Source organism: Veillonella sp. ICM51a (genome assembly GCF_000524355.1).
GTDB classification, from domain to species: Bacteria; Bacillota; Negativicutes; order Veillonellales; family Veillonellaceae; genus Veillonella; species Veillonella atypica.
Genome location: NZ_JAPX01000038.1, coordinates 1 through 19,588, shown reverse-complemented (window position 1 = coordinate 19,588; position 19,588 = coordinate 1). Strand labels below are relative to the sequence as shown.

13 protein-coding genes are annotated in these 19,588 nt (G+C 41.7%); 10 read left to right on the top strand and 3 right to left on the bottom strand.

All coding sequences use genetic code 11. The features are described from left to right. Positions 1-120 precede the first annotated feature (120 nt). The 7 genes from fusA to dcuC all read left to right on the top strand — a co-directional run bounded on the left by fusA (position 121) and on the right by dcuC (position 9,074). Positions 121-2,187 carry an elongation factor G gene (gene fusA, locus HMPREF1504_RS06820; protein WP_038124628.1) on the top strand — a complete coding sequence of 689 codons (2,067 nt, stop codon included), beginning with the start codon at positions 121-123 and terminating at the stop codon, positions 2,185-2,187. 291 nt (positions 2,188-2,478) lie between these two features. Beyond that, entirely contained in the window at positions 2,479-2,955 is a 477-nt protein-coding gene (locus HMPREF1504_RS06815) for a YhcH/YjgK/YiaL family protein (RefSeq protein ID WP_016476058.1), read from the top strand. Between the two features lies 1 nt (position 2,956). Beyond that, the gene (locus HMPREF1504_RS06810) at positions 2,957-3,862 is read left to right on the top strand and encodes a DMT family transporter (protein ID WP_084644754.1); all 906 of its coding nucleotides are present in this window, start codon (positions 2,957-2,959) and stop codon (positions 3,860-3,862) included. Positions 3,863-3,907: 45 nt separating this feature from the next. Beyond that, complete coding sequence (locus HMPREF1504_RS06805) at positions 3,908-4,849, top strand: DMT family transporter (protein WP_038124626.1); 942 nt, start codon at positions 3,908-3,910, stop codon at positions 4,847-4,849. A 206-nt stretch (positions 4,850-5,055) separates the two neighbouring features. After that, positions 5,056-6,351, top strand: coding sequence for an amidohydrolase (locus HMPREF1504_RS06800; RefSeq protein WP_038124624.1), 1,296 nt, complete (start codon positions 5,056-5,058; stop codon positions 6,349-6,351). A 128-nt stretch (positions 6,352-6,479) separates the two neighbouring features. Beyond that, positions 6,480-7,724 (top strand): M20 family metallo-hydrolase, encoded by a 1,245-nt coding sequence (locus HMPREF1504_RS06795; RefSeq protein WP_038124623.1) that lies wholly within the window; start codon positions 6,480-6,482, stop codon positions 7,722-7,724. Positions 7,725-7,820: 96 nt separating this feature from the next. Next, positions 7,821-9,074, top strand: coding sequence for a C4-dicarboxylate transporter DcuC (dcuC, locus tag HMPREF1504_RS06790; protein ID WP_038124620.1), 1,254 nt, complete (start codon positions 7,821-7,823; stop codon positions 9,072-9,074). A gap of 270 nt (positions 9,075-9,344) precedes the next feature. Here the strand turns inward: dcuC and HMPREF1504_RS06785 are convergent, their stop codons facing one another. Next, complete coding sequence (locus HMPREF1504_RS06785) at positions 9,345-10,214, bottom strand: LysR family transcriptional regulator (protein ID WP_024066385.1); 870 nt, start codon at positions 10,212-10,214, stop codon at positions 9,345-9,347. Between the two features lie 243 nt (positions 10,215-10,457). Here HMPREF1504_RS06785 and HMPREF1504_RS06780 point away from each other — a divergent pair, with 243 nt between their 5' ends. Genes HMPREF1504_RS06780 through HMPREF1504_RS06770 form a run of 3 tightly spaced genes read left to right on the top strand, consistent with a single transcriptional unit; the run spans position 10,458 to position 15,343 of the window. After that, positions 10,458-12,755, top strand: coding sequence for a hydratase (locus HMPREF1504_RS06780; protein ID WP_038124618.1), 2,298 nt, complete (start codon positions 10,458-10,460; stop codon positions 12,753-12,755). 24 nt (positions 12,756-12,779) lie between these two features. Beyond that, positions 12,780-13,919 (top strand): 2-methylaconitate cis-trans isomerase PrpF family protein, encoded by a 1,140-nt coding sequence (locus HMPREF1504_RS06775; protein ID WP_038124616.1) that lies wholly within the window; start codon positions 12,780-12,782, stop codon positions 13,917-13,919. Between the two features lie 2 nt (positions 13,920-13,921). Next, positions 13,922-15,343, top strand: a complete 1,422-nt coding sequence (locus HMPREF1504_RS06770) for an anion permease (protein ID WP_008603176.1) — start codon at positions 13,922-13,924, stop codon at positions 15,341-15,343. Between the two features lie 199 nt (positions 15,344-15,542). On the opposite strand, the gene HMPREF1504_RS06765 is transcribed toward HMPREF1504_RS06770, so the two are convergent. Beyond that, positions 15,543-16,721 carry an MFS transporter gene (locus tag HMPREF1504_RS06765; RefSeq protein ID WP_008603175.1) on the bottom strand — a complete coding sequence of 393 codons (1,179 nt, stop codon included), beginning with the start codon at positions 16,719-16,721 and terminating at the stop codon, positions 15,543-15,545. 49 nt (positions 16,722-16,770) lie between these two features. Continuing rightward, a complete protein-coding gene (locus tag HMPREF1504_RS06760) occupies positions 16,771-18,984 on the bottom strand; it encodes an SEL1-like repeat protein (protein ID WP_038124611.1) in 2,214 nt (737 codons plus the stop codon). Positions 18,985-19,588: the final 604 nt, after the last annotated feature.

Below are 19,588 nucleotides of genomic sequence, written 5' to 3'. Positions count from 1 at the left end.
CATTATTATAAAAAATCCTCTTTTTTCGATAAATATTTTTTCGGAAAAAGAGGATTTTTATAGTATTACGTCGAAATCATATATCAAGAACTCAAAGTTTCACATAAGGAGGCGATTCCGATGAAAGAATATAGTAGTGATCAGATTCGTAATGTAGCTGTGGTGTCCCACGATGGGGCGGGGAAAACGGCTTTAGTAGAATCCTTGTTATTAACCTCTGGTGCTGTTGATTTTGTTGGCCGTGGTCAAGATAATAAACATATTATGGACTTTGAGCCAGAAGAGATTAAACGGAATGTAACGATTCAATTGGGTATGGCCCCTTGTGAATGGCATGACCATAAGGTTAACTTTATTGATACACCGGGTTACAATGAATTCCATGGCGAAGTTCGTGCCGCATTGCGTGCTTGTGATGGCATGTTAATGGTATTATCTGCAACGACTGGCGTTGAAACAGATACGGTGCGCGCGTGGGATTATGCTGTTGAATTACAAATGCCACGTATGGCATTTATCAATAAAATGGACGTTGATGGTGCTGATTTCTTCGGTACTATTGAACGTATGCGTGAACTATTTGGCAAGGCAATTATGCCACTCCAAATTCCAATTGGCGAAGGTGCCAATTTTGAAGGCGTTATAGACGTAGCCAAAATGACTGCGTTTACTTACAAAGACGGCCAACCAACAGAGATTGCTGTACCGGCTCATCTTATCGAAAAGGCCCAAGAAATACGGGAAATGACCGTAGAGGCCGCGGCTGAAGGTAGCGATGAATTGTTGGAAAAATATTTAGAAGGCGAAGAACTTTCATTAGAAGAAATTCGTCAAGGTCTACGCGAAGGGATGATTACAGGCCGTGTGTGTCCAATCATGTGTGGCAGCGCCACATCCCGTATTGGCTTAGATCAAGTCTTAGACAGAATGATTCGGTATATGCCAGATGCAGCAAAAAAAGTGATGACTGCTGAATCAGCAGACACTGGTGAACCAGTTGTGGTGCATGTGGATAAACCCCTAACCGCATTCGTGTTTAAAACCTTGCTTGACCCATTCGCAGGCAAACAAAGCTTTGTACGCATCTTCTCTGGTGAACTCAAAGAAGGTGATAAGCTGTTCAATGTTAATCAAGGAACTGAGGAAAAATGGAATAAGATGGTTACCCTTATCGGGAAGCAACAAATTCCAGTGACTGCCGCAAAAGCTGGCGATATCGTAGTGATACCGAAATTAGCTAATGCAAAAACAGGCGATACCTTAACAGCTCCTGATTTTAAGGTGAAGTACGATGCGATTCGTTTCCCTCAACCTTTATATACCGTAGCTATGGAAGCTGTGAAAAAAGGTGAAGAGGAAAAATTAGCTAGTGCTGTGTTAAAAGTAGCCGAAGAAGATCCAACTTGTGTAGTTGTGAAAAATCCGGAAGCTCGCCAATTGCAAATTGACTGCATGGGCGAAGTGCACTTAGAACATATCCTTAACAAGATGGACCGTAAATACGGCGTACAAGCGAAACTTGTAACACCATATATTCCATACCGTGAAACAATTAAAGGATCTGCAGAAACAGAATCGAAATATAAAAAACAAAGTGGCGGTCATGGTCAGTATGGACATGTTAAAATTCAAGTTGATCCATTATATGATGGTCAAGAATTTGCCTTTGTAGACAAGATTTTTGGTGGTGCTGTACCAAGACAATATATACCAGCAGTGGAAAAGGGTGCCAAAGAAACCCTAGATAAAGGCTTAATTGCGGGATATCCTATGATTGGCGTGCAAGTGACACTCTTGGATGGATCTTACCATAGTGTAGACTCCTCAGAGTTAGCATTTAAAGTAGCTACGTCACAGGCTATCAAGGATGTAATTCCAAAGGCGAAACCAGTCCTATTAGAACCAATCTATGAAGTTAACGTGTTTGCACCAGATGCTTTCATGGGTGACATCATGGGCGATTTAAATAGTCGTCGAGGTCGTGTATTAGGCATGGAACAAAGTGAAAGAACTGGTATATCTGTTGTTAAAGCACAAGTACCGTTGGCAGAAATGTCAGATTATGTTACTGTTTTGCGCTCTATGACACAAGGACAAGGCGTATTTAATCGTCAGTTCTATAGTTATGAAGAGGTTCCTCATAAGCAAGCCGATGAGATTATCGCTGCTTTTAAGGAAAAAGAGTAATATAAAATTGTCCACGTAGTTAATTCTAATATGAATTAACATGTAAGTAACAACTGCATATACAATTTCATAGACAACTTCATATGTATAACAGTCTTGACGTAAGTCATAAAACTGAATAGTATTTTACAAACCCTCCATATATGTAGCGTATGGAGGGTTTATATTTATGTAATCCTATGTGGAAGCTAAGCTTTTTATGTGCTACGATAAGAGTATAAAGATCATATTGATATTGTATTTGAATATAGTATGTCTATACAGTATGGTTCTTACAGAAAGGATATAGTTATGTTTTTCTCCAGTATACATGCAGATTATACAAAAATGGGCTACCCAGCAGCCATTGTTCGAGCCCTTGATTTCTTAAAAAACACTGATTTACAAGAATTGCCAGGAGGTCGTCATGCTATCGAAGGCGATATGATGTATGCCAATGTAGATGATGTAGAAACAAAATTATTTGAAACTACAAAACCAGAATCTCATAAAAATTATATAGATATACAGTTTATGGTGAAGGGTCAAGAGAATATGGGCTTTTTTGTGGACCATGGCCGAGTAAAGCCTATCGAATCCTATCCTGAACGAGACTGCTATTTTTATCCTAATGAATCTGTCGATGAAGGTCACATCCACTGTCCAGAAGGGTATTATACGGTATTTTTCCCATCGGATATTCATCGTCCTCTTTTAGCGGTTGACGATAAGCCTATAAAAATTCGTAAGGTTGTTGTAAAGGTGCACGTGTCTCTATTAGGTGAGTAACATGATGAAACGATATGAAATTATCGGTATTATATTAACATTATTAGGCGCCACCTTGTGGGGCGTGTCAGGCACATCCGTTCAATTCGTAGGTAATTTCCGCAATATGAACCTAGAATGGCTCTTGACGATGCGTCTTATTACGGCCGGCCTTTTAACCGTTCTATATGGATGGATTCGTCAAGGCAATACGATTTTTAATGTATTCCGTAATTGGCGAGATACATTAGGACTCGTCATATTCGGCGTATTTGGTATGGCCCTGTGCCAATATACCTATTTCCGTTCCATCGTCATCGCCGGTGCGGGCATTGCGACGGTGCTGCAATATTTGGCGCCGTCTATGATTATCATTTATTTGCTGATGCGTTATGGCAAACGGCCTTCTACAGGAGAAATCATTTCAGTTATCCTTGCTTTAGTAGGTACTATTTGCTTGATGGGAAATAATGGTTTTTCTTTTGAAAGCTTCCGCAGTGATGTATTATTCTGGGGCTTATTATCTGCCGTTGGCGTAGCCGTATATAGTGTTTCCCCAGTACGATTATTAGCTACCTATGGGACAATTCCTATTGTAGGCTTTGGTATGCTCCTCAGTGGTCTCGTGGCAGCGGTCCTTTTCCAGCAACCTCATTCGTATGCGACGTGGGATGTATGGACTGTGGTAGGCTGTTTTAATGTAGTCTTTCTTGGCACCATCGTGTCCTTTAATGCGTACCTTGAAGGGGTTAAACGCATTGGTGCTGTCTCAGGATCTATTTTGTCATCGATTGAGCCGATTTCGGCAGCTTTCTTTGGATGGGCTTTGTTAGGTAATCAATTTAACTGGGTTGGTATCTTAGGGATGGCCATGATTATTGCTACAGTTATCATCATTGCCTTAGAAAAACGAGGTCAATCATCTTAATGATAAACTCTTTGTAATAGTAATCAATCCTTATGCGGAGGTTGTATGGAAGAAAAACAGTGGATAGGCATGGGCCTTGCCATTATGGGGGCACTATTTTGGGGGCTTTCAGGTACATCGGTGCAATTCCTCGAAAATGCAAAGCATTTAAATGTAGAGTGGCTGTTAGAAGTGCGGTTACTTTTAGCAGGTTTATTAACAATTCTACTCTCCTATATACAGGATGGGATACGAATTTTTGATATATTTAAAAATCCAAAAGACTTTGGTAAACTCCTCATATTCGGTTTATTGGGCATTGCGTTAGCACAGTACTCGTACTTTAAAGCTATCGCTATTTCAGGTGTAGGTGTGGCTACTGTTCTTCAATATGTGGCTCCTACGATGTTGATTATTTATCTGTTTATACGATATTTTAAAAAGCCATCCTTACCAGAATTATACTGTGTGGCCCTCGCTATGATTGGTACGGTGTGTATTATCATGCAAAAGGGGCTAAATCTATCTGCATTTAATGGGGATGCTTTGTTTTGGGGCCTCATTTCTGCGGCGAGTATTTGTGTTTACACATTGGAACCTGTTGAACTATTAAAAAAATACAGTACATCATCCATCGTTGGCTTTGGGATGTTTATATCTGGCATTTTGGTGTGTATCGTATTCCGTCAAGTGGCATCAGAAGCCATTTGGGATGGCATGACTTTGGTTGGATTGTTTACGATTATTATCCTAGGGACTGTAGTATCCTTTAATGCCTATATTGAAGGTGTGCGTCGTATTGGTGCTATTCAAGGTTCAATCTTGTCTTCTTTAGAGCCGATTTCAGCCGCCTTGTTTGGCTGGGCTTTGTTAGGTAATGAATTTACATTGGTTGGTATATTCGGGATGTTCTGCATCATCGCAACCGTATTTATTATTGCCTGGGATCGCCAACGACAACTTAAACGAGACGTATTGGAAAAACTTAATAAAGAAGAAATTGCGTAGATTCAATGAATCTTAAACATAAATAGATTACTTTTAAAACCTATATAGCTATGATTATCATATTTTGTCATAGTAATATAGGTTTTTGTTATTTTATGTAAGGTGGTATTCGATTTATACTGTATACATAGTTCCGTTTGTTGACTATTCCTACATCTATTCATATAGTAGAAGTAGATAGATTTAGCTTTATTAAGGAGATAATTATGGACATTAAGGAATTTGTACAACAGCGTCGTGATGCGTTTATAGCTATGCGCCGCGATTTTCATATGTATCCAGAGCCAGCGTGGCTCGAGTACCGCTCTGCATCCAAGGTTGCAGATAAACTCATTTCATTGGGTTATGATGTGGCACTCGGTGCAGAAGTGCTTGATTTAGATTCTCGTATGGGTTTGCCTAGCGAGGATATTATGAAAGCAGCAATGGATCGTGCTATGGATGAAGGTGCTGATCCTGAACTAGTAGAGAAGATGGGCTATGGTAAAACAGCTATTGTGGCAACTATGAAGTTTAGTGATGTTGGTCCTGTAGTAGCGTTCCGTGCAGATATGGATTCCAATGATGTAATCGAATCTAAAGCATCTAACCATATTCCTGTTAAGAATGGTTTCCGTTCCCGCCATGAGAAGGCTATGCATGCGTGTGGTCATGATACACATATGACAATGGGGCTTGGTCTTGCTGAATATATTGCTACACATAAGGATGGCTTGAAGGGTACTATTAAACTGATCTTCCAACCAGCAGAGGAAGGCGTACGTGGTGCTAAAGCGATGGTAGAGGCTGGCGTAGTAGATGATGTAGACTTGATGTTCGGCATGCATATCGGATTTAATGAACAGTTATCTAATTGCTTTGCTTGTAGCGATCATGGCTTTTTAGCGACTACAAAACTTGATGCTGTATTCCATGGCTATTCAGCTCATGCAGGCGGCTCTCCGGAGAAAGCACAAAATGCCATGCTGGCAGGCTGTACAGCGGTTCTTAACTTACAAGCCATTGCTCGCCATAGCCAAGGGGCTTCCCGTATGAATGTAGGTGTTTTTGAAAGTGGTACAGGTCGTAATGTTACACCTGATATAGCTGTTCTTAAACTAGAGACTCGCGGTGCTACTACAGACATCAATGATTATATGATTGAACGCACTAAAACGATTATTAAAGGTGCTGCAGAAATGCATGATTGTACCTTTGAGATTACAAAACAAGGTGAAACACCGGCAGGTCGTATTAGTGATGATTTAGCACGTGAAGTACAATCTATCGTTGAACCACTAGGCATTTTCAAAAAAGTACCATTTGATTATAGTGGCGGTGGCAGTGAAGACTGTGCCTATTTCCTAAACCGTGTTATTGATCGTGGTGGACGAGCAACATATATGGTATTAGGCTCTGCTATTAAAGCACCTCATCATAATCCATTATTCGATATTGATGAAGAAGACATGCTAAATGGTATTATTGCATTAGGGACAATTGCTACTCACTATTTAAAATAGACTATATTGATTATGATGTATACATTACATTATAGATGTATAACTATATAGATGTATGCATCAAGAATATGTATAGTGGACCTATATATTATGTGTTGTAATATAGGTATTAGATTGTGAGGTGTTATATGATTCAACGAGAGCGATTAGCTAGTGATTTTGAGGCTATGGCACAGTTAACTGCACCTGGTGAAGGCATTAATCGGATTGCTTTCACCGATGCAGACTGGGCAGGCCGCCAATATATTATAAAACGCATGGTTGACGCAGGCTTAACTGTAGAAACAGACGGTTTTGGGAATGTCATTGGCTATAAGGTAGGTAAGAATCCTGATTTACCGGTTGTCATGGTTGGGTCTCATACGGACAGCGTGCCTAATGGGGGCAATTATGATGGTGTTGTGGGTGTATTATCTGCTATCGAAGCGGTTCGCAGTATGACTGATGATGGTTTTGAACATGACCATACCATTGCAGTAGTAGACTTTATGTGTGAAGAGTCTAGCCGCTTTGGAGCAGCCACATTGGGTAGTAAAGCTATGCGCGATGAATTGACATTGCAAGATTTACATCGCTTAGTAGATAAACAAGGCATTTCCTTGTATGATGCATTGAAAGAGCGTAATTTAAATCCAGATGCTATTGAGCATATGGAATATAAGAGACCTGTCAAGTCTTTCACAGAAATTCATATTGAACAAGGTAAAGTGTTAGAGCACGAAGCTAAACCTATCGGCATTGTAACCGGGATTGCCGCACCAGAACGGTTCTATGTAACCATTCGTGGTAATGCTGATCATAGTGGGGCCACACCGATGAACTTGCGTCATGATGCACTCTGTGGGGCTTCTAAAATCATTCTCGGTATTGAGGAGATTGCATCCATGCAAGAAGAGCCTCCAGTAGTGGGTACAGTCGGAGTAGTAGAGGTTGTGCCAGGAGCGATGAACGTTATTCCTGGGGCAGTAAAACTCGGTGTAGATATTCGTAGCATATCTAAAGTAGCTCGCGATTCTGTGGGCACTCTTATTAAAGAGTTTATTGATGTTACTGCAGAGAAACGAGGCTTATCCTATACAATTGAACCTATTGCACAAGATCAGCCAGTGGCGATGCATCCAGAAATGATTCGCGAAATTGAAGAGGCTGTTAAGTCTGTAGGCGTAGACTATATGACCATGCCAAGCGGTGCAGGTCATGATGCCATGCATTGGGCTGATGTAGTTCCTACCGGAATGATTTTTATTCCATGCCGTGAAGGTATTAGCCATAATCCATCTGAATTTACGGACCTGGCTGACATCATAACGGGTGCTAAGGTACTAGATACAGTACTTAGAAAACTTAGTTTAGAAACAACAAAACTTGTGTAAGTTGATATCAATATGTGTAATGGTGTATTTCAGATATACGATTGAATAGAGCGGTTGTAACTATTCTGAACTGAAATTACACGGATTGGAGAGAATATGGTTATAGCTGGTATTGTTATTGTAGTGGCGACGTTCATTGCCATTATTAAACAGTTTGAAACGCGGCTTGTGTTATTATTATCGGGCTTATTAATGTGTTTTATTGGTGGACAGCTTGGTGCTGGTACGACGGCATTTGTGAAAGAGCTTACAAACCCAGGTCTTGTACCAACCATTTGTACTGTGCTTGGTTTTAGTTATGTTATGGAATATACAAAATGTACAGAGCATATGGTGTATTTCATCTCTGCAGGCCTCAAGAAGATGACTAAGGTCATCATCCCTGGTGCCGTTATTATTACGTTCTTGATCAATATTGCGTTGCCTACAGCGGCAGGCTGTGCAGCTGCAGTAGGTGCTCTATTAATTCCTGCACTTATTCGCTCCGGTGTGCATCCAGCGATGGCAGGCTCCGCTATTTTCTTAGGGACTTGGGGTAGTGCATTGAGTCCTGGTCTTATGTTTAACCCTCAAGTAGCACAACTCGCTGGTGAAGACGTAATGACCGTTATCGCTAGCTTCTCTATGCAAGCCATTATTGGCATTGTCGTAGCAGCTATCTTGCTCAATATCGTAGCTATCGTTAAGAAAGAGCATACAGGATATGTATTGAAAGATGCTAACGAAGAAGAAGGCAAAGAATTTAAAGTAAATTATTTATATGCTATCATCCCAATCATTCCGCTTGTATTACTCGTACTCGGTAGTAAACAAGTAGCAGTGATTCCTGAAATTTCTGTTCCTGTATCTATGCTCATTGGTACAGCTATTGGTATTATTGCTGTACGTCCTAATGTAACGGAAGCAGTTAAGAAATTCTTCCGCGGTACTGGTGATGGCATGTGTGATGTAGTCGGTCTTATGGCTGCTGCTGCATGCTTTACTGCGGGTATGCAATATATCGGCCTTACAAGTGCACTCATTGATGGCATGAAGAACTCTCAACAAATCGCCCAAATCGGTGCAGCCTTTGGTCCATTCTTATTGGCTGTTATCTCTGGTTCTGGTAATGCAGCAGCCCTTGCCTTTAATGGTGCTGTAACACCTCATGCTGCAGACTTTGGGTATGGCATTATGGAACTTGGCTCCATGGCGCAAATCGGTGCAGGTATCGGTCGTAGTATGAGTCCCGTAGCAGGCGCAGGTATCATCGTTGCTGGTATTGCAGGAATCAATCCTATGGAAATGGCAAAACGCAATGCTGTACCATGTATCATTGCGACAGTAGTTATTATGCTATTGTTATTATAATTAAATAGAACTATGGTAGTGCTTTAAACTGAGATTTAAATTGATGTTTAGATAAGACTATATAAACTAAACCCCGTCATGATTATCTATGTCATGACGGGGTTCTTTGTTTTATAATTTAGTTTTCGCCTATAATTAAGTTTTTAATTCCATGATTTTTTCGTATCTTTTACAAAATAGATATAAGTAAAATTTATGGATACTAAAGAAAAGAGCAATTTGTTTTTATTGCACTTTCATAATATATTATATGTATTAAAGGAATAGATACTATACCTTTGTGTCTGCCCAGGTTTTCATAAATGAGTAAAAAGCCTGTACTGGCTTGGATTCAAGGGCGCTATGACGGGTGTACATCCACGTATCACGAGTCATGATATGACCATCGAGCGCTTTCAAGGTTTCCTTAAATAGGTTAGGGTAATCATTACCACAGCTTTGGGTGAGGATGGTGAAGCCAAGTCCTTGGTTGACGAGCTTCATACACGTATCGATGTCGTTTACCTCAATGGTGCGCATCGGCGGTTGTGAGTAGTGAGAATACCACCAATCATCTATAGTTTGTTGTAAATTCGGATCTGTTTGATAGTGAATATATGGCAGACGTGGTAAATTCTCTACGGCACAAGGTGTTTTGTTAAAGAAGCAGAATGGTTCTGACCAAATATGTTCTTTCGATTCTGTCCAAGTGTGAGCACCGCGGATGATGGCTGCATGTAGGCGACCTTCAAGGAAGTCATGGTATAGCTTATAGCTAAGGCCCGTATACATGATGATATCAATGTGGGGATAAGCCTCTTTAAAGGTGGATAAGATATGGGGAATATGATACTTTGCGAATACATTTGAGCATCCTAGGTTTAATGTACCGCGCGGTTCACTACCCATAGCTAGTAGCTCTTGGCGCACCGAAGTATAGGAATTGAGCAAATCTTCGGCGTACCGTACCAGGCGCTGACCTTGATAGGTAAACTCTACACCTCGAGCTTGTCGGTTGATAATGGGACAGTTAAATTCCTTTTCTAATTTTTTTATTCGTTCACTCAATGCAGGTTGTGTCATAAATAGACGACGCGCCGCATAAGTAATATTATTTTCCTCTGCTAAGGTTTTTAAAATTGTACAATCTTTCGTGTCCATAAACTCTCCTTTACATATGTATTATTGTACTCTATCCCAAAGAGTTGGTACAGCTGAGAGACCGTTAGGGCTATACAGATTAGATATAACTAAAGACTAGTTTCAGATGAGGGATGCTAGATTTATATAGATTATTAAAGACTAGGTATTAGTAAGAGGAAGGGAACTTTTACCAATACACATGGTGAAAGTATAGTGTTTGTAAAGGTTTACACATGCCTGAAAGTAATAAAGGAGCAAGTCATGGTTGAGTTAATTTCAAATGGTGTATTTTTATATCACGGTACGGATATCGTTCCTGCAGATTCTAGTGCAGCCCTTGATCAGCAAGAAGTTTTTAATAAAGAGCGCGCCTATAAGGAAACGATGGCGTACCGTATTTTAATGGACCACCAACAACATGAAGGCGATCAAGATTTACGCATCAAATTTGATGCTTTAACATCTCACGATATTACCTATGTTGGTATTATTCAAACGGCTATTGCTAGTGGTCTAGATAAATTCCCAATCCCTTACATTTTGACAAACTGCCATAACAGTTTAGCCGCTGTAGGGGGCACAATTAACGAAGACGACCATGTATTTGGCTTATCTGCAGTACAACGCTTCGGCGGCGTCTATGTACCTCCTCATCTTGCAGTTATTCACCAATATATGCGTGAAACAATGGCAGGTTGCGGCAAAATGATCCTCGGTTCCGACAGCCATACTCGTTATGGTGCGCTTGGTACGATGGCGATTGGTGAAGGCGGTCCAGAGCTTGTAAAACAATTGCTCGGTCGCACCTACGATGTACAACGTCCAGAGGTTATCGCAATTTATCTCGATGGCAAACCTAAACACGGCGTAGGTCCACAAGACGTGGCTCTGGCTATTGAAAAAGCTGTATTTAAAAATGGCTTTGTAAAAAATAAAGTAATGGAATTTGTAGGCCCTGGTATTGAACACTTATCCATGGACTTCCGTAACGGCATCGATGTAATGACTACAGAGACTACATGCCTTACAACAATCTGGAGAACAGATAGCAATACGAAAGAGTTCTTAACACTTCATGGTCGCGGTGATGCGTACAAAGAGCTTAACCCTGGAGATGTGGCTTACTATGATGGCCTTGTAAAGGTTAATCTTGGCGAAGTGGAAAGCATGATTGCTATGCCATTCCATCCAAGTAATGTATATACTATTAAAGAAATTAATGAAGGCGGTCGCGATTTACTCGCAGAAATCGAACGTCAAGCAGTGGAGCAATTAGATAATAAATCCTTGTCCTTGCAATTGCCTGAAAAACACTTCGACGGCAAATTACACTTAGATCAAGGTATCATCGTAGGTTGTTCTGGTGGTTTGTATGAAAATATTATGCAAGCCGCAAATATCGTACGCGGTAAGAGCGTAGGCTCCGGCCGTTTTGCATTCAGCGTATATCCTTCTAGCCAGCCAATTTACTTAGAACTTATGAAAAATGGTGCCCTTGTAGACCTTATGAGCGCTGGTGCCATCGTGCGTACAGCCTTCTGTGGCCCTTGCTTCGGCGCAGGCGATACACCTAATAATACGGGACTCAGTGGTCGTCATGCGACACGTAACTTCCCGAATCGTGAAGGTTCTAAACCAGGGAATGGTCAGATTTCTTCCGTTGCACTTCTTGACTCCCGTTCCGTAGCAGCTACGGCTATTAACGGTGGTGCATTGACGGCGGCTACTGATATCGAATATGATGATGTGGTGCCAGCTTACCACTATGATGATAAACCTTATGAAAGCAAGGTATATAGTGGTTTCAATGAACCGAATAAAGATACTGAACTTGTGTATGGCCCATCCATTAAACCATGGCCTTCTATCGAAGAATTGACGCCAAATGTATTGCTCAAAGTAGTAGCTTATATCGATGATCCTGTAACAACTACAGATGAGTTGATTCCGTCTGGCGAAACATCTTCCTACCGCTCTGACCCATATGCATTGTCTGAATTTGCCTTGAGCCGTAAGGTTCCTGAATATGTAGGTCGTGCTAAAGCCGTTCGTGATTGGGAAAAATCTCGTCAAGAAGGTGAAAGCGCAGCGGATTTAGTAACTGCATATGAAGAGGTAAAACAAGCGCTTGGTCTTACAGAATCCGTAGAAGATATGGCTAAGTCTACAGCCGTTTCTAGTATGGTATATGCTAATCGCCCTGGCGATGGCTCCGCACGTGAGCAAGCAGCATCCTGTCAACGCGTATTGGGTGGCGGTGCTAATATTGCTATTGAATATGCTACAAAACGTTATCGCAGCAATGTTATTAACTGGGGCATGCTACCGTTCCTAACTAGCGAAGAAGACTCCAAAACTATGGCAGTAGGCGATTATGTTTATGTGCCAAATGTGCGTGACCAATTATTCTCTGACTCCGATGATTACAAAGCATATGTTATCAGCGGTGGCGTGAAGAAAGCAGAAATCACATTGCACTTAGGTCACCTCAGCGATGAAGAAAAAGATATTATCGCAGCAGGTTGTCTCATCAACTACTATGCAAATAGCAAAGCGTAAGTGGTGAGCATAAAGGAGTAAGTTATGAACGGGTATAAAGAAATTCCTGTTACCTATATGCGCGGCGGTACTAGCAAAGGGGCGTATCTGTTAAAAGATACGCTTCCAACTGACCAAGCTGCTCGGGATCGTATGATTTTAGATTTATATGGCTCTCCTGATGCGCGTCAAATTAATGGTATCGGTGGTGCTGATCCATTGACGAGCAAGGTGGCTATCGTAAACCCTTCTGACCGCGATGATGCGGATATCGACTACACCTTTGGCTATGTCGGTATCGCTGATGCGGTGGTAGATTACGAAGGTAATTGTGGCAATATTTCTGCTGGTGCAGGGGTATTTGCTATTATGGAAGGCTTTGTGAAAGCAGTAGAACCAGAAACAGTGGTTCGTATCTTTAACACAAATACAAATAAGGTTATTGAAGCGCACGTGCCAGTCCAAGAAGGCAAACCTGTTATTGACGGTGATTTTGCTATCGATGGCGTACCTGGTACAGGTGCTCGTATTACATTATATTTCTTGGAGCCTGGCGGTTCTAAGACAGGTAAGCTACTACCAACAGGCAATGTACAAGACACAATTACATTGTCTGATGGTCGCACAATCCAAGTCAGTCTCGTAGATGCAGCTAATCCAGCTGTATTTGTAAAGGCTACAGACCTTGGTTATGAAGGCACGGAATTACCGGCTTTCACAGAAACGGATGGCGGTGTATTACTCAATACACTTGAAGATATTCGCACTACTGCAGCTGTAATGATGGGACTTGCTCCATCTAAAGAGGCTGCTAGTCCTGCAGTTCCAAAGGTATGCATGGTGTCCGCACCACAAACCTACGTGGCAAGCGATGATCGAACTATCAAGGGGAATAGTATAGACATCGTGGCGCGTACAAAGGCACTCGCTGTAATGCATAAAGCGTATGCTGTTACAGGTGGTATTTGTACAGCTACAGCAGCGCTGATTACGGGGACTGTGGCGAACGAAGTAGTGAGCGAACGTGCTAAAGAAACGAATCAAGTTACTTTAGCGCATCCATCAGGGAAATTTGATTTCGAAATATGCTTGACTAATGATACTGGTTGGCATGTGGAGAAGGCGGGCGTCGCTAGAACGGCGCGACCGATCATGAAAGGCATAGCTTATGTTAAAGGAGAGTAAGAATGAATAAGCTACTTAAAATTGCAATTATGTTTGCCATTCCTCTGGCAATGTGGTTCATTACACCGCCAGAAGGTTTGAGCGTTGGAGCTTGGCGACTGCTAGGCTTCTATTTAATGGCTATCGTTGGTCTTGTTGTTAAACCTTGGCCAGCACCAATTATCTTGTTATTATCTATTGCAGGTTCTGCAATTTTCTTGAATGCTACGAAAAACGTATTGTCTGGTTATGCATCTACCACAGTATGGTTAGTATTCTCTGCGTTCTCCCTCAGTGTGGCGTTCGTAAAAACAGGCCTTGGCCGTCGTATTGCGTACCTATTGATTAAATCCTTAGGTCACACTACATTGCGTCTTGGCTATGTAACTGCTTTATTAGACCTTATTATTTCTCCAGTAACACCTTCCAACACAGCACGTTGTGGCGGTATCGTGTTCCCAATCATGAACTCTGTAGCAAAAGCGTTAGGTTCTGAGCCTGGTGAAAGCGCTAAAAAAGCTGGTTCTTACCTCATGGTTAACACATACATGGTGACTAAGGTAACAAGCTTGATGTTCGCTACAGCAATGGCACCAAACTTATTGGCTGCTGACTACATGAACAAAATCCTCGGCGTAGATATCAACTGGGGCCTTTGGGCATTAGCACTCGTAGTACCAGGTCTTGTGATGCTTCTCATTACACCTGCTTTGGTATACTACTTAGACAAACCATCTATTCAACACATCGACTCTCATGCGATTGCTGATGAAGGTTTGAAAGAACTTGGACCTATGTCTGGTCGCGAGAAATCTCTTATTGCTATCTTTATCCTTGCCTTAGTTGGTTGGGCGTTGCCTTCCATCTTGACGCAAGGCTTTGGCATTAAATTCTCCCTTGATGCAACAGCAGTAGCTATCGTAGCCATGGTAGCAGCTCTTGTAACAGGCGTAATCAAATGGGAAGATATGCTTGAATCCAAAGGTGCTTGGAACACATTGATCTGGTTCGGTGGTATCATCGGTATGTCCAGTGCGTTGTCCAAGGTTAAATTCTTTGAATGGCTAGCTGACTTTATGGGCACACACTTCAACTTCGGCGACAACCCAATGCTGGCTCTTATTATCATCGGCGCTATCAGTATCGCTGTTCGTTACTTGTTCGCCTCTGGTAGTGCGTACGTTGTAGCCATGCTTCCAGTATTCCTTACTGTAGGTAAAGTAGCGGGTGTAAACCCAATGGCGTTGTCCTTGTTACTAGCTGCTACAAACTCCTACGGTGGTGCGTTGACTCACTACGGCGGTGCAGCGGCTCCAATCGTATTCGGTGCAGGTTACAACACAGTTAAGAGCTGGTGGATTATCGGCGGTATCTTCGCTATCATGTGCTTCATCGTAAACCTTACAGTGGGCTACGCATGGTGGGAAATCCTCGGTATCCTATAATACCTAACTAGAGACAATAGTTATTCTATACATATAGAATGATCATCCCCTAGCTAGTGAAATTTTCTAAACTTTTACAAAAAATATAATAAAAGAGCTGTTTCGGAATCAGTACACATCTGAGTTCTGAGAACAGCTCTTTTTATTTGTTTATATAGTTTCTTTAATGCATTTGCACTATTTTCGTTGTATTACGGCGTTACTTTAGTTTTAACGCAACCCATAGGGCAGCGCCGATAAAGGTAAGGCTACATGCCCAGAAAAGGGTTGTGAAGCCAAATTGAGCGGCTACGATGGAACCACCAAAGGAGCCTAGAAAGTAACCCATAGACAAACAAGACTGATTGTACGAGAATACTTGTCCCGTATATTCCTTAGGTGTTTTTGATGCTAAATAGGTATTGAGCGCAGGTAACATACCACCTAGCCCAAAACCTTGCAAGAAACGGATAAACCCAAGTACATACACAGAGTCCACATAGGCTTGCGGTATATTGAGTAGACCTACATAGATCATCGAGTAGATGAGCACCTTTCTAGGGCCTATACGGTCTACTAATTTCCCGAGTGGAGAGCTACTAAAGAATTGGGCGATACCCATGGCAGAGAACACAGCACCAGATATGAAGGCTATATTTTCCGTATTGCTTGGTAGCATTCCTTTAATGTAAACCGTCATAATGGGGGAGATGGCGGTAACCGAAATGGCATACAGGAAGGAGGTTGCAGATAAAGCGACTAAACTAGAAAACTCAGGTAAGTGAGTTTTTAGATTTCTAAAGGTTTGCTTCTCAACAAGTGGCTTTGGAACATAGTTTTCATGTACCAGCATTGCCGTCAAGCCAAAGGAGATAAGCATAAGGGCCCCGATGATAAAGAAGTCATTTCGAATACCTACTACATCACTGAGATACCCTCCTACAAGCGGACCGGCTAGTGAGCCTGCAAGGCTAAAGGATCCTATAATCCCTAGAGCCCAACCTGTATGGTTTTGCGGTGTTTCTGACGCGATAAGTGTTACCGATGCGGGGTAAAAACCGCTTACTAACCCTTGCAATGTACGAACGAGGAACACACCTTCTGGTGTAGTCTGAAAGCCCAATAATATACTACATATAGCCATACCAAGACTAGAGCGTATGAGGGTAATCTTACGTCCCTTACGGTCTGCTAATCGGCCCCAGAAGGGAGCTGCTAAGCAGACAATGAGGAAGGTGATGCCCATGGAGGCACCGGACCATTGTGCTATCGATCCTGTATCGCTTAAGCCCATTTCATGGAAGTATAGAGGGAGAATAGGGCTTACCTGACTAATCCCGAGGGACATGAAGAATATGCAGAATGCGCAAATGTACACCGTTCGTTTCCATGTTTCCAAAGTATCCCGCCTTTCTTAGTTTTAGTATGTTCTTAATAAAATAATATCCTTATTTCTTTTTAATTTCATCCCAATCGCTTAAGTCAGGAAGCTTATTGCTAGTTAGAGATTCCTGAATCCAGTAGTTGATGGAGGTTAAGTTGCAAGACTCTCGTTCAAAGCCATATTCGTTGTCCTCATCTACAGTGGCATAGAGTCGAATGCGTAAGTTTTTACCTTTTGCGCGCTCGATGTAATAGCTAATACATTGATCATCAAGGCTAGAAGGGCGAACCTCAATAATATTATACTTGCCATTCGCTACGCCTTCTAAGGCATCCTTAATCATTTGGTTTGGATATTCATATTGATTGAGGTAGAAGATATCGTTGTCACAAGTTAATACATATTCTCGTGGAGGCGTAGTGTTTTTGTACTCTTTCTCCCAGCTTTCATCAATAACAGGTAATGTAGCATTATCATAGAAGTTTTTAATTAATGCGAGACCTTCAGGAATGGACATCTCCTTGAAGTATCTCATTTCATATACCCTAGAATCCACGTTTTCATCCTGTCTGCTAGTATCCTCAATGTAGCCGTATAGATAGATGGTACAAGAGTTTTTGTCTTCATTGTGGAACATAACGATACTGTACACATCGTAAATTACGTTTTCTATGGATTGGCGATTATCATAGATGATAAAGCTAAGATATTTTTGTGTATCCCACTCACGCTCGATGAAATCCCAGTCATATCTATTCGTGCGCCAACCTGTAGTAGAGTCCTCAAAGATTTCTAATACATCAACAGAGTTTTGAGGCCATGCAGGGGGCATAGGATTACATGTTGTAGAAGATTGTTGTATGCCTTCTTTGTACTGATAGTGTCCATTAACGAGTTCAAAGGCTTCTAATCGTTCAGATGCTTCGTCAGGAATTACCAACGGCTCACCAGTACCGAACCAATTATCGTTTCTTGTGTTGAGACGATTGATGCTTTCACGAGCATGCTCGTAGAACGTAACGGCTTGGTCTAAATCGGGTTCTTTTGTAATGGCACCAATTTCGTAGCAATAGCCGGCTGCTAGTTGCCATAGATGGTCCGCATAGTCATAACTACCGTATCTATCGAAACATTTGCTAGCCTTATTAACGCACTCTATGGCGGTTCTTATGGCAGGGGTATTACCTTTTTTGAAAGTAAATACATAAGCGAGATACGGCCAAATCGCATCGAGAGTGTAAATCGCTGGTTGTTGTAATAAGTGAGCGATGCGAGACCAGTCTTGGGACTGACCATCGATATTCAATGTGCGAAGAATGATGGCTTGCATGGTAACATAAGCATGGTCATTAAAGTCTAAATAATTTGGGCTTATAGCAGCACGCTCGTAATATCTGAGGGCCTTTTGAATATTCTGAGGGATTCTTTTGTTAGACTCACATGGTTTTGCATAGTACTCGGCAGCTTCACGCAAACACATGCCATTATTCATGGCGGCACCGCGCTCAAAATATTCGAGTGCTCGTTCATGCTCCCCGCGAGACTTACAAATATCGCCAGCTAAATACATCATGAGTGGCAAACCTGCTGCAGCCCCTTCAAAAATGACTTGCTCTTCCATCTTCCTATTATCTTGCTCTATATAGGTAATGCGCAAGTTGCGGTATGCAATAACAAGGCCTGCTTCAGCGGATTTACGCAACCATTGCTGAGCAATGGCAGTTATTTTATTTGCGAATCTACGTTGATCTGCTTGGGCAAACAAGCCTTTTAAGAAACGGACAAAGGAAGATGGTTCACCTTCATTAGCCACCTTTTGAGCCGATGGCAAGATGTGGTAATCCCCCCATTGGAATACATTGGCAATGGCATAGGCACAGTAGGAACAACCCTTTTGGGCGCCCTCATAGACGCGCTGGAATGCTTGGTCCTTCGTCATAGGCAACTCTTTTTCAATAGTTGGTGTAAGGGCACCAGAGGTACGCATAGCTTGTAAAATAGCGATGGCACTGCCTTTGCGAATAGCCGTATGTAAATAACTATACGCCTTTGTGTCATCCTCAGGGAAGCCTGCTTCAATCCACGTGAACTGAGGTCCAGAATAGACGCGCGCCAAAATAGCGTACACATCGCCGATACCTGGAATCTTTTGACCTTCCTCGTCCAATTTCACAAGGGCATCAAGCTCAGCCTTGCCCGCCCAAGCAATATCTTTATTACACTGGTGGAATATTTTATTGAAAGACTGCTGTATTTGATCAGTGAAATAAAAACTCATACTCTCTCCTCCGCATAATAATCAGTAGAAGCTGATAACATATGTAGTTTCAGTATACTATTAGTGTTTAGAGGAACACAATATAAATATTCTGAATTTGGAGGGACTAGAGAAATCAGTAATTGGATTATATATGGGTATTAGGTGATGAACAAATGTAAGGATAAGGTGAAAGTTGAGATTTTTCTTGACTTTCATTCTATAGAAACATTATAATCAGATTATAATTTTATACTCGCCTAAAAGAAACCGATGAGGTGGAGATAAAAATAGGAAATGCACTCACAGAGAGCGGGATTAGCTGAGAACCCGTAGTACGCAGCTTATTAAATGGACCACCGAGGGCGCATGGAACAGAATGAATTTCATTCCTAGTATGGTGCGACGTCACACGAGCGTTAGTCGTGAGGGATATGTTAGTATCCTGCGAAAGAGGAGTGCGCTGCATTCAAACAAGGTGGTACCGCGATTTATATCATAATACAAGTATTTTCTAATAATTGTATAAGAATAGAACTATAGACTCGTCCTTGACGTTATATTGTCATGGGCGAGTTTTTTATTGTCTTTAGACTGGTTCGCGACATAGTCGCGAATCATTAAA

Excerpts from the sequence above, each read along its gene's own strand:
- HMPREF1504_RS06775 (WP_038124616.1), top strand. The coding sequence starts at position 12,780 with ATGAACGGGTATAAAGAAATTCCTGTTACCTATATGCGCGGCGGTACT.
- HMPREF1504_RS06810 (WP_084644754.1), top strand. The coding sequence starts at position 2,957 with ATGATGAAACGATATGAAATTATCGGTATTATATTAACATTATTAGGC.
- HMPREF1504_RS06815 (WP_016476058.1), top strand. The coding sequence starts at position 2,479 with ATGTTTTTCTCCAGTATACATGCAGATTATACAAAAATGGGCTACCCA.
- fusA (WP_038124628.1), top strand. The coding sequence starts at position 121 with ATGAAAGAATATAGTAGTGATCAGATTCGTAATGTAGCTGTGGTGTCC.
- HMPREF1504_RS06805 (WP_038124626.1), top strand. The coding sequence starts at position 3,908 with ATGGAAGAAAAACAGTGGATAGGCATGGGCCTTGCCATTATGGGGGCA.
- HMPREF1504_RS06760 (WP_038124611.1), bottom strand. The coding sequence starts at position 18,984 with ATGAGTTTTTATTTCACTGATCAAATACAGCAGTCTTTCAATAAAATA.
- dcuC (WP_038124620.1), top strand. The coding sequence starts at position 7,821 with ATGGTTATAGCTGGTATTGTTATTGTAGTGGCGACGTTCATTGCCATT.
- HMPREF1504_RS06770 (WP_008603176.1), top strand. The coding sequence starts at position 13,922 with ATGAATAAGCTACTTAAAATTGCAATTATGTTTGCCATTCCTCTGGCA.
- HMPREF1504_RS06780 (WP_038124618.1), top strand. The coding sequence starts at position 10,458 with ATGGTTGAGTTAATTTCAAATGGTGTATTTTTATATCACGGTACGGAT.
- HMPREF1504_RS06785 (WP_024066385.1), bottom strand. The coding sequence starts at position 10,214 with ATGGACACGAAAGATTGTACAATTTTAAAAACCTTAGCAGAGGAAAAT.
- HMPREF1504_RS06795 (WP_038124623.1), top strand. The coding sequence starts at position 6,480 with ATGATTCAACGAGAGCGATTAGCTAGTGATTTTGAGGCTATGGCACAG.
- HMPREF1504_RS06800 (WP_038124624.1), top strand. The coding sequence starts at position 5,056 with ATGGACATTAAGGAATTTGTACAACAGCGTCGTGATGCGTTTATAGCT.